12 protein-coding genes are annotated in these 10,034 nt (G+C 68.2%); 11 read left to right on the forward strand and 1 reads right to left on the reverse strand.

Annotation, left to right across the window (positions count from 1 at the left end):
• Positions 1-191 precede the first annotated feature (191 nt).
• The 11 genes from ACI2L1_RS18460 to ACI2L1_RS18510 all read left to right on the forward strand — a co-directional run bounded on the left by ACI2L1_RS18460 (position 192) and on the right by ACI2L1_RS18510 (position 8,626).
• Positions 192-1,934, forward strand: a complete 1,743-nt coding sequence (locus ACI2L1_RS18460; RefSeq protein ID WP_404740366.1) for a glycosyltransferase — start codon at positions 192-194, stop codon at positions 1,932-1,934.
• Between the two features lie 634 nt (positions 1,935-2,568).
• Positions 2,569-2,745 carry a hypothetical protein gene (locus ACI2L1_RS18465; protein WP_404740367.1) on the forward strand — a complete coding sequence of 59 codons (177 nt, stop codon included), beginning with the start codon at positions 2,569-2,571 and terminating at the stop codon, positions 2,743-2,745.
• Between the two features lie 150 nt (positions 2,746-2,895).
• Positions 2,896-3,246, forward strand: coding sequence for a hypothetical protein (locus ACI2L1_RS18470; RefSeq protein ID WP_404740368.1), 351 nt, complete (start codon positions 2,896-2,898; stop codon positions 3,244-3,246).
• Positions 3,247-3,376: 130 nt separating this feature from the next.
• On the forward strand, positions 3,377-3,865 hold the full coding sequence (locus ACI2L1_RS18475) for a winged helix-turn-helix domain-containing protein (RefSeq protein WP_404740369.1): 489 nt from the start codon (positions 3,377-3,379) through the stop codon (positions 3,863-3,865).
• Between the two features lie 47 nt (positions 3,866-3,912).
• Positions 3,913-4,467: a transposase gene (locus ACI2L1_RS18480; protein WP_404740370.1), complete on the forward strand. Its 555-nt coding sequence runs from the start codon at positions 3,913-3,915 to the stop codon at positions 4,465-4,467.
• Between the two features lie 202 nt (positions 4,468-4,669).
• Entirely contained in the window at positions 4,670-4,828 is a 159-nt protein-coding gene (locus ACI2L1_RS18485; protein ID WP_404740371.1) for a hypothetical protein, read from the forward strand.
• Positions 4,829-4,909: 81 nt separating this feature from the next.
• Positions 4,910-5,665, forward strand: coding sequence for a transposase (locus ACI2L1_RS18490; protein ID WP_404740372.1), 756 nt, complete (start codon positions 4,910-4,912; stop codon positions 5,663-5,665).
• A gap of 62 nt (positions 5,666-5,727) precedes the next feature.
• Positions 5,728-6,468, forward strand: a complete 741-nt coding sequence (locus ACI2L1_RS18495; protein ID WP_404740373.1) for a phosphotransferase family protein — start codon at positions 5,728-5,730, stop codon at positions 6,466-6,468.
• A 258-nt stretch (positions 6,469-6,726) separates the two neighbouring features.
• Positions 6,727-7,188, forward strand: coding sequence for a hypothetical protein (locus ACI2L1_RS18500; protein WP_404740374.1), 462 nt, complete (start codon positions 6,727-6,729; stop codon positions 7,186-7,188).
• Between the two features lie 65 nt (positions 7,189-7,253).
• On the forward strand, positions 7,254-8,066 hold the full coding sequence (locus tag ACI2L1_RS18505) for a DUF6042 family protein (protein WP_404740375.1): 813 nt from the start codon (positions 7,254-7,256) through the stop codon (positions 8,064-8,066).
• Entirely contained in the window at positions 8,063-8,626 is a 564-nt protein-coding gene (locus tag ACI2L1_RS18510; RefSeq protein WP_404740376.1) for a kinase, read from the forward strand. The genes ACI2L1_RS18505 and ACI2L1_RS18510 overlap by 4 nt, the downstream gene beginning before the upstream one ends.
• Positions 8,627-9,072: 446 nt before the next feature.
• On the opposite strand, the gene ACI2L1_RS18515 is transcribed toward ACI2L1_RS18510, so the two are convergent.
• Positions 9,073-9,855, reverse strand: a complete 783-nt coding sequence (locus ACI2L1_RS18515; protein ID WP_404740377.1) for an IS5 family transposase — start codon at positions 9,853-9,855, stop codon at positions 9,073-9,075.
• Positions 9,856-10,034 lie beyond the last annotated feature (179 nt).

Below are 10,034 nucleotides of genomic sequence, written 5' to 3' on the forward strand. Positions count from 1 at the left end.
TCGTCGTCGTAGGCCTCGCGAAGTGACGAGCGGCCGAGAAGGAACGGCGGCCGGCCGCGACGAAGTGGTCTTCGGCGCACACGGTCCGCTCGGCGAACCGGTCCGACAATCGAGACAACCTTTACCCGGGCATGAACGTCCAAAGAACAACAGGAGGCGCGTAATCGCCGCCGGGGGGAGCGTTCACGTTCATGCTCAAGGTCAGCATCGTGGTACCCGTCTACAACGCGGGCCGACACATCGACATCTGTGCACCGTCACTCTTGCACCAGACCCTGGGGAAGGACGCGTACGAGGTCATCTACGTCGACGACGGCTCGACCGACGACTCGGCCCAGAGGCTCGACGAGTTGGCGGACCAGCACCCGCACGTGCGCGTGATTCATCAGGAGAACTCCGGCTGGCCCGGCAAACCCCGCAACGTCGGCGTCCGGGAGGCCCGCGGCGAGTACGTCCAATTCGTCGACCAGGACGACGAGTTGACCCCGGCAGCCCTCGAACACCTGCACAGACTGGCCCGCCGCAACCGCTCCGACATCGTCCTGGGCAAGGTCATCGGCACCATGCAGGGCCCCAGCAACGTCTTCAAACGCACCGTGGACCGCTGCACGGTGGAGGACGCGCCCCTCATGGAGAGCCTCACCCCGCACAAGATGTTCCGCCGCGAGTTCCTGATCGCCCACGACCTCAGGTTTCCTGAGGGCCCGGTGCGGCTGGAGGACCAACTCTTCATGGCCCGGGCCTATTTGAAGGCCAGGACGGTGTCGATCCTCGCCGACCACTCCTGCTACATCTGGAAGCGCCGGGACGACGGCGGCAACACCAGCAGTCGCGGCACCACCCCGGAGGACTACTACGGCCACCTCCGCACGGTCGTCGAGGCCATCAAGCAGGACACCCGTTCCGGCCCCCTCCAGGACCACCTGCTCCGCCGTTCCTACCGGGTGGAACTCCTGCGCCCGGTGGGCGAACCCCGCGTCTTGCAGCGCACCGGCAAGAACCTCGAGCGCCACTTCGACGTCGTACGCGGCATGGCCCTCAACTCCTACCCGCCCGGCGTCCGCGACGGCCTCCCCGCCCTCACCCGACTCCGGGCGCACCTGCTGGAGGAGGGCCACCTCGACTCCCTCGTCGAACTCGCCCGCCGCACCCGGGCCATCAGACCCGAGGTCACCGTCGACGACATCCGCTGGCGCGACGGAAGACTCCACGTCACCACCACGATCGGCATGCGCCGCGCCGACGGTGAACCCCTCACCCTCGTCGAACGCTACGGCCGTATGCTCCTCGACCCCGACCTGCTGTCCGGCATCAAGGGCGCCGAAGGCTGGGAGGCCCCGCACCCCCTCGGCCACGCCCATGGCGAACTCCTCGTCCACGACACCGCCCGCAACCTGTGGTGGTACCCGGACGCCGACCTGACCCCGCGCACCGAACCCCTCGGCGACGGCCGCCACCACGTAGTACTCACCGGCGAAACCGTCATCTCCCCCCTCACCCTGACCGGCGGCCGCCCGATGCAACCCGGCACACACCTGGTGTGGGCGAGCGCCCAACTCCTCGGCGTGGGACGCAGGGCGAGAGTGACACGGGGCGCCGACGCAACGCGCCGAGCCGACCGCGGCCCAGGTCTCGCCCTCGGTTCCGGTCTCGGTATCGGCTTCGGCTTCGGTTCGGTCAGAGTCGGCACACCGCCCCGTCTGGTGGTCTCGGGCTGGGGCGGCGGCCCGGCCGGCCAACTCCGCCTCTCCGTCCGCCCACCGGAGCGGGCTACGCTCCCACACCACGTTCTCCTGCGCACCACATCGGCCCCGAACCTTCGCCGAGCGGCCCGCACGCTTCTTCACCGCCTGCCGCCGGACCTGGGCCGCCGGGCGAAGAAACTGGCGCGGAGGGCGGATCCGTGGAGCGGTGATCCGCGGAGCGGTGGCTGAGGAGAGGAGGGAGGGGAGGACCCGGCCCAGCCACGACGCAGACACCACATCCGCATCGGCATCGATGTCCACCCCGTCCAATGCCCACCCGGCCCCCGCGGGTTCACCATCATCCCGAGAGGGTGGACCATCGAGCGCAGGAGGCGGCCGGCTCATGCACCACCAACACCTCGCCCGCGACTACGAACGCCACCTGAGCGGACGGAGGCCGAAAGGCGAGCTGAGAATTCGTACCATTGCCGCCCCGTCAGGACGGCGGCGCCTCCTCGACCGTGAGCGGGCCGATGATCACGTCCAGCTCCGCGGCTGTGAGGTGGCCGCCTGTCCCAAGGCCCTCCCAGTGATACTGCGCCGGTTGACCGGGGCCACCGCATGGGCCTGGCGCGGCGCATCACAGGCGGGGAGCAGACCCTCGGCGCGGTGCCGGCGCGGCTGGAGGAGCGCGAGGGTGAGATCGCCGCGCAGGCCGAGACGACGAGGGGCAGATCGAGCAGCTGACTGCACGGCTGGACGAGCTCGGCCGGGCCGCAGAGGAGATCCGGATCACCGCAAGACGCTGCTGGAGCTGCCCGGTCCGCAGCCGCCCGCACCGCCGGCCCCGCAGCTGCCGGACCAGCCGGCCCACCAGCAGATCATGGCGGTGTTCGCCGCGGCCGACGCCCCGCTGCGGGCGCGGCAGGTCTGCGAGGCGATGGACCTGGAGATCTCGCCGAGCAACATCAACAACACCCGCCTGAAACTCAAGCGGCTGACCGAGCGCGGAATCCTGCTCGAGACCGAGCAGGGCTTGTTCACCCGACCGCGGCCATAGCCGCCCGCTGGCGTGTGGACGATCACGTAATTCCACATGGCTAACTTCACGTATTCCCCAGGTGGCCCTCCGCCCTCGCAGCGGCGTGGTGCTCAGACGGCAGTGTGGTGCCTCGGGAACCAGCGCAGGCGGCTGATCGTCTTCCAGGACATGCCCTCCGTTCTCATCCTTGGAGTCGATCCACACACAGTGCCTGGTATGGACGGGGACGTGATCCGCGCGGCCCTCGACCAGGAGCTGGCGCGTTTTTGCGACCATGCCATTGATGCATCCATGACACTGGTTGCGCTGGACGAGTCGGCTGCGTCCACGATGACCGCGGCGCTGTCCGAGCGCGTTTGGGACGTGATCGTCATCGGCGGCGGGATCCGCAAACCGGAACCTCTTCTGCCGCTCTTCGAGCAGGTCGTGAACCTGGTCCGACGGCATGCGCCGAAGGCTGCGATTGCGTTCAACACCAGCGGTGGCGACAGTGTCGAAGCAGCCAAGCGGTGGCTGTGAACCCGAACTGGCCTGGTCAGCCGTGCCCACCCAGGCGGTAGCCCTCGGCCGTGGCCCCTCCTGTTACTGACCTTCAAATCGTGGTGTCGTAGAAGCTGACGCCTCGTGATCCCTGCGGTATGCCGACTGCATGAGGTATGCGCAAGGGGGCGGGCTGAGCGACGAACGGCGTGCTTTTCGCGAGAAGTTGCGGTTGGAAGCGGCCGAGCGGTTCAGGCAGGGCGACGAGAACCCGGTCATCGCTCATGACCTGCGGGTCAGCGTCCGGTCGGTACAGCGGTGGCGCAAAGCCTGGTCGCAGGACGGAACGAGAGCCCTGGCCTCGAAGGGCCCAGCATCGCTGCCGCTGCTCAGCGACGAACTGTTCACCGCGCTGGAGCGGGAGCTGGCCAAGGGACCGGTGGCACACGGCTGGCCTGACCAGACCTGGACCCTGTCACGGATCAAGACGCTGATCGGGCGTCGGTTCCACAAGAGCTACACCGTGCAAGGGGTCGCTGCCCTGCTCAAGCGGCACGGCTGGACCTGCCAGGTTCCTGCCCGGCGTGCGATCGAGCGTGACGAGAACCTGGTGGCCGGCTGGATGAAGGAGACCTGGCCTCAGGTGGAAGGACCGTAGCGGCGCTCGACGCCTGGCTCGTCTTTGAGGACGAAGCCGGATTCTCGATGACGCCGCCGACCACCCGCACCTGGTCCCGCCGCGGCCACACCCCCGTGGTCCGCGTCCGGGGCCGCTTGCGCCGTCGCTTATGGGTGGCCGCCCTGGCCTGCTACAAGAGAGGCGACCGATCGCGGCTGATCTACCGCCCCTGCCCGGACGCCCGGCCCGACGGGCGCAAGAGCTTCTCCTGGAAGGACTACCGCGACCTGATCCAGACCGCGCACCAGCAGCTCGGCGGCCCGATCGTGCTGGTCTGGGACAACTTGAACACCCACCTCACCGCCGGGATGCGCCGCTACATCGCAAACCGTGACTGGCTCACCGTCTACCAACTCCCGCCTTACGCACCCGACCTCAACCCAGTTGAGGGCATCTGGTCGGTCCTGCGACGCACCATCACGGCCAATCGCGCGTTCGCCGACCCCGAAGACCTGATCACCGCCGTCCGGCGCGGCTTACGCCAGCTCCAGTACCGCCAGGACGTCCTCGACGGCTGCCTCACCGGCACCGGCCTCGCGACACCAGCCACCATGACGACATCACGCATTCAAGGTCAGTAGCACGTCAACCGCGGCGCGGGGAAGGCGGTTGGTGCCTCAGGAGGGGACGCGGACAGCAGGTTGGGACGTCAGGGGCCGACGGCTTGTCGGTGGGGTCCTTTCGGGCGCTTGTTGGGTCGGTAGCTGGGGCCGTTCGTGATGACCTGGTGGCTGGCGTTGATCAGGCGGTCCAGGGTGACTCCGCGACAACCCGGTCGAGCGCGTGTGGTCGCACCTGAAGAGGTCGCTGGCCAACCTCACCAAACACAGCCTCGACCAGCTCACTGCGTGGGTGAAGACGAGGCTGAAACGGATGCAGTACCGGCCCGGTCTCATCGAGGGCCTCACGGCCAGGACCGGACTCGACCTCCAGCCGCCGTAACCCCAGCCGTTAAAGATCTCTAGCCGATGAGAGGGCCCCGGAGAACAGCGAGGAGGTCGAGGACGAACGGTCTTCGACGCCGTGGCGACAGGGCACCGCTTTGCCGAGCGCACTCGACAGAAGCACGCCCGAATCCACGCACTGCTGAACCAGGGCTACAGCCAGCGGGGAGCCGCACGGGCGCTGGGCATGACTCCACGCACTGTGGCCCGCTTCCCCAAAGCCGCCCGGCCCGAGGATCTCTTCCGTGGCCAGTGGCAGGACCGCGCCAGCAAGCTCGACCCCTTCAAGCCGTTCCTCCAGCAGCAGTGGAACGAGGGCTGCACCAACGCATGGAAACTCTACGAAGACATCAAAGCCGCTGGCAATCAGGGCAGTTACGGCACCGTCAGGGACTATCTCAAGCCCTTCCGCAAGGTCCCCGGACCTATCGGCCCCACGCCGCCGTCCGCACGATCCGTAGCCGGCTGGATCCTCAGCCATCCCGACACCCTCGACGAACTGCAGCACCGCCAGCTCAAGACCATCCTGGACGGCTGCCCCGAACTGGCCGCGCTGACCAGCCATGTCCGTACCTTCGCGACCATGCTCACCCAGCGCCAAGGAGAGCGAATACCGGCCTGGATCGCCGCCGTCCATGATGAAGACCTGCCTGCCCTGCACAGGTTCGCCTCGCACCTCGAACGCGATCTCGACGCCGTCGTCGCCGGGCTCACCCTCCCCTGGAACTCCGGCGTCGTCGAAGGACACGTCGACCGGATCAAGATGCTCAAGCGCCAGATGTATGGCCGCGCCGGCTTCCAGCTCCTACGCAAACGCGTCTTGCTCACTCCGTAACTGTGTTTCGGCGCTCAACCGGATGCCAAACGGACCGGCCAAGAACAGGAGAAGCTGGAGCCATGAACACGGGAAAGGACGAAGTACCACTGTCCGGAGGGCGGATCACTCAGGGCGTCGTCCGTGTCGGCGACACCGTCCGGCGACCCGTCACAGCCAGGTCGGCCTTCGTCGCCGAATTGCTGAACTATCTTCAACAACGCGGGTTCAACGGCGCACCGCAATATCTCGGGCTCGACGACACTGGCCGTGACACGTTCTCCTACCTGCCTGGCCGAGTGCCGGCCAGATTCCAGCTCTGGAGCGACGATCAGGTGGCGGCTGCCGGTACCCTTCTGCGCTCGTTGCATGAGGCCACCCGTGGCAGCCGCCTTGCCGCGGCCCATCCGGTCGTCTGCCACCACGATCCCGGCCCGAACAACGCTGTCTTCCACCAGGACCGGCCGGTGGCCTTCATCGACTTCGATACAGCCGCCCCCGGCGACCCCCTCGAAGACCTCGGATACATGGCCTGGACCTGGTGCATCTCCTCCAAGCCACAGGCCCCACCCGCCCAGGAACAGGCAACCCAGGTACGGATCCTCGCCGACGCCTACGGGCTCGACATCCCAGCACGCAGCAGCCTCGTCGACGCCATCCTTGACCGCCAAATCCGCAATGCCCTCTGGTGGCGTCAGCACCTCAACGCTCCACAGCCACACGCGGCCGACAACGAACAAGTCCATGCCCGGATCGCCTGGTCCAGGCGTGAGCACGACTACACAACCGCCAACCGCACCGTCTTCGCGAGCGCCCTGCGCTGACTACCCTCAGCTTCGCCACAAGGGGCTTGAGTCGCAGCGTCACGCTCCACACAACGAGAGCCAGAGCCTGAGTAGCGACAGCGCCTGTCGGTCAGCGGCGACAGCACCCAGTCTCGCCGGGCGAGGCCCCGGCGGTCTGCCCGGTCGGAGAGCGTCAGGCCGACGGCGGGTAGTCCGGGATCAGGGTGGCCGCGACGACCGCGTCGACTGAACCGGAGCAGGGGAACCCTGTCGGGAACCTGCGGTACACCTGGCGGCATGAAGTTGAGCGGCCTCCGCCCGCTGATGGCCTGCCGCCAAGACGGCGGACTCAGCTTCGCCCGCTTCCGAGCCGACCCGGCGCTGGTCTCCCTGCAGTGGCCGGACGACGTCCTCGAGCAGTTCCTCTTCGACCACGGCGACAACGCCGGCCTTCGTACACGACTACGGCGGCATCGACCTGCGCGACGTCACGTGGCGGCTGGAGACGATCCCGGCCGCGGACTTCGTCGGGATGCCGACCGGAGCGTCCGAGTTCGCCGCCCCGAGGTGGGTCGGCACTGGGAAGAGCACGGGACGTGGCTGCGCCCGCCGATCCTGATCGCCCGACGCCTGCTGGATCCATCAGACAGCGGGCTGCAGGTCGTGGAGGGCAGGACACGCGTTGGTGTCCTGCGCGGCCGCCTGCGCGAGGGGCTGCACGTCGCGTCCCACCACCAAGCGTGGGTCGGGCGCGCGTGACAACGCTTCGCGCACAACAGGGCGTACGCTGCGAGCGTTTGACCGTTTTCGAGGAAGAGTTGCGGATGACTGAGAACCCGTCGGTGCCTGGGCCGCGCCAGGACCTGGCGATGCACAACGACTGGTGGGCTTCGGGCTGGGACCACGTCTTGCCCCGCCAGGGCTTCCCGCTGACGATGCTGATCGGGACCGCGAGTCAGCCCGGTTTCACCGGCTCCCTGGACGACCTCCTGCAGGAGATCTTCGACGGCCACTGGGACATGATCGGTGGCGATCTCGACGGCGTGCTCACGTTCTCGTGGCCCGATGAGGAATGGGACTACGAGGAGGCACCGGAGGGGCGTGAAGCGAACGAGGCACATCGCTGGGAGAAGTTCGGCGCCATGCTTACGGCCGCCGGCTACCCGGTGCCCAAGACCGTGCGGGACCTGTCCGAGCTGTACCTGACATGGGGCCTGGCGCGTCGTGAGGAGACACCGGACGGCGCCCGCTGGTCGATGCCCCCAGCGCTGCCGTTGCCTGGTGACCTGCTGCCCCTGGACGCCGACCTCGCCAAGCGGCTCGACCGGATTCGCTGGACATTGCGCACCGGCCCGCTCGTAGACGGGCTCATCAACCACTTGGTCGACGATCTGGGCGAACCGCAAGAGATCCTCACTTCCCTGGACCGACTCGCGGCCGCCACCAGCCAGGATGCCGACGACGTCCGCATCGCCCTCGCAGAGCTCGTGCAGTCCGGGGACGCCCGCGTGCAGCGGGGCCAGGAGCCGGCCGACGCGGAACGCCTGGAGGTGCACCAGCGCTTCCGCCTGGTCATGAACTGGGACCACTTCCACGAGAACCGGGTGCAACTGAGCATCAAGGGCGACGAAACGTGACGCAGAGCGTGCCGGGCACGGTGGGGACGGAAGACACGCGCCTCATCGTGATCCGGGGCAACAGCGCCTCGGGGAAGTCGTCCGTCGCAGCCGGCCTGCGCGAGAAGTTCGGCCGCAACCTCGCGATCGTCGGCCAGGACAACCTGCGCCGCATCGTGCTGCGCGAACGCGACCAGCCCGGCGGCGCCAACATCGGCCTGATCGAACTGACCGCCCGCTACGCCCTGAACAACGGCTTCCATGTCGTCGTGGAGGGCATCCTGTACGCCGACCGCTACGGCACGATGCTCCAGGACCTGGTGCGCGCCCACCGAGGCGTCTCAGGCTGCTACTACCTCGACGTGCCCTACATGGAAACGCTGCTGCGGCACGCGACGAAACCCGATGCCGAGTACCTCAAGCACGTCACCAAAGATCACCTGCGCGACTGGTATCGGGAGAGGGACCTGCTGCCCGACGGCCTGGAGACCGTGATCGACGCGGCCAGCACCCTGGACGACACCATCCAGCAGATCCTGAGCGAGAGCGGCCTGGACCAGGTGCTCCCGATCGACCGTTGACGCCCCTCCCGGGCGCCACATGTCAGAGCAGGAGCGGCCCCGGATCCCGGCGGCCGCGCCCGCTGCTGGCGGGATCTTGATGAAGGTGCCGTCCGAGTAGGCCTCTTCCCGCGTGTAGGAGAAGACGACAGGCGGTGATCGCCGAGTCCACTGCCGTGACCACGACTGAGGCGGAGGGGGAAACGGCGCCTTCGCTCGCGCCGGTGCCTGGCTCGACGCTGCCGCCCTGGCGAGAAGGGCTGCCGGTGACGGTTCTTGCACCGGACTATCAGAAGATTCTGGGCGTCCTGGAACAGCAGCGATCCACGGGGCACGGGCCGCTTCGGGCCAAGGAGATCGCGGTGGAGCTGGGCCTTGGGACGACGCCGGCGAAGGTCGAGGGGGTGCGTTCGAAGGCCCGGCGCCTGGCGGAGCGCGGGTGGCTCCTCCTGGAGGCGTCGGGGCGTTCAGTGCCGGCCGGCGGCCCGTGGCCGTGCCAGACGCCGGCTCATCCGCGTGACCATCGACCACCGGATCATCGCCTCGCTGGTGGCGGGCAGGATCTCGTAGTCCCGGGCCAGATGGCGGAAGTTCATCAGCCACCCGAACGTGCGCTCTGCCACCCAGCGCCTGGGCAGCACCACGAACCCTGTCATGTCGTCGGTGCGCTTGACGATCTCCAAGGTCAGGGCGAGTTTGTCCCGGCACCAGCCGACGAGGCCCCCGGTGTAGCCGTCGGCCCAGACGAGGGTGATATCGCGGTGCAGGCGGCGCAGCAGGTCTGCCGCGGCGTCCCGGTCGCCGATATTCGCGGCGGTGACCGCGACGACCAGGAGCAGACCGCGGGTATCGGTCACGATGTGCCGTTTGCGGCCCGGCACCTTCTCCCCGCCGTCGTAGCCGCGTGCGGCGGCCGGCACTGTCGCGGCGGCCCGCACCGACTGCGCGTCGATGATTCCCGCCGTGGGCTCGGCCTCACGGCCCTCGGGCTCACGGACCTTCCCGCGCAGCCGGTCGTGGAACTCCGAGATCAGCCCGTGCTCGCGCCAGCGGCGGAAGAAGGCGTAGACCAGGGCCCAATCGGGGAAGTCCGCGGGCATCGCCCGCCACGAGATCCCGCCCGCGACGAGATAACGGATCGCGTCCAACAGCTGCCGGTGACAGTAGCCCTCGGGCCGTCCACCCCGCCCCTGAAGCCAGGCCGGCACCGGCAACAGCGGCCGGACGGCCGCCCACTCCGCGTCTGTCATGTCCGATGGATACCGGCGCTCCCGACCGGGATGATCGGCCGCGTTGCCGTACACGTGCGCGAGACAATCGCACGACACGGCGGACTAGTGTCCTGAGTCTGGAATTCGCTGCGTAAGTCAGGGTTGATTCGGCATGATGGCCGGGTGGCGAGGACGGGACGGCCGAAGGCCGAGTTGGT

This window comes from Streptomyces sp. NPDC019531 (assembly GCF_044903305.1).
GTDB lineage: Bacteria > Actinomycetota > Actinomycetes > Streptomycetales > Streptomycetaceae > Streptomyces.

Bases quoted from the DNA above. Each gene is read 5' to 3' on its own strand.
- ACI2L1_RS18460 (WP_404740366.1), top strand. From the start codon at position 192: ATGCTCAAGGTCAGCATCGTGGTACCCGTCTACAACGCGGGCCGACAC.
- ACI2L1_RS18465 (WP_404740367.1), top strand. From the start codon at position 2,569: ATGGCGGTGTTCGCCGCGGCCGACGCCCCGCTGCGGGCGCGGCAGGTC.
- ACI2L1_RS18470 (WP_404740368.1), top strand. From the start codon at position 2,896: ATGCCCTCCGTTCTCATCCTTGGAGTCGATCCACACACAGTGCCTGGT.
- ACI2L1_RS18475 (WP_404740369.1), top strand. From the start codon at position 3,377: ATGAGGTATGCGCAAGGGGGCGGGCTGAGCGACGAACGGCGTGCTTTT.
- ACI2L1_RS18480 (WP_404740370.1), top strand. From the start codon at position 3,913: ATGACGCCGCCGACCACCCGCACCTGGTCCCGCCGCGGCCACACCCCC.
- ACI2L1_RS18495 (WP_404740373.1), top strand. From the start codon at position 5,728: ATGAACACGGGAAAGGACGAAGTACCACTGTCCGGAGGGCGGATCACT.
- ACI2L1_RS18500 (WP_404740374.1), top strand. From the start codon at position 6,727: ATGAAGTTGAGCGGCCTCCGCCCGCTGATGGCCTGCCGCCAAGACGGC.
- ACI2L1_RS18505 (WP_404740375.1), top strand. From the start codon at position 7,254: ATGACTGAGAACCCGTCGGTGCCTGGGCCGCGCCAGGACCTGGCGATG.
- ACI2L1_RS18515 (WP_404740377.1), bottom strand. From the start codon at position 9,855: ATGACAGACGCGGAGTGGGCGGCCGTCCGGCCGCTGTTGCCGGTGCCG.